Source organism: Lysinibacillus sp. G1-3, from assembly GCF_056322905.1.
Genome location: NZ_JBWHYQ010000078.1, coordinates 1 through 256, shown reverse-complemented (window position 1 = coordinate 256; position 256 = coordinate 1). Strand labels below are relative to the sequence as shown.

Annotated in this window: 1 protein-coding gene; it reads right to left on the bottom strand. The window is 32.8% G+C overall.

Annotated features, from left to right (window positions below; genetic code table 11):
• The coding region (locus ACVYAD_RS25235) for an AMP-binding enzyme (RefSeq protein ID WP_476428310.1) at positions 1–256 on the bottom strand (256 nt) is incomplete at both ends.

Here is a 256-nt window from a genome sequence, read left to right as displayed (position 1 = left end):
TCATATTCATTTAAAGAATCCTCTGTATTTGGTTTTGGAAGTGCTCTTCTATCCAGTTTCCCATTCGGTGTTAAAGGCATTTCATCTATCTTTATAAAGTAAGTAGGAATCATATATTCTGGTAAACACTCTGCCAAATAGTTCTTTAAATTTAAATCCTTCAGTTCTTTCTCACTTACTATATAGGCACAAATGTATTTGTCTGTATCGTTTCCTTCCATTACTACAACGGCTGTTTCTTTTACATCGTCATGTT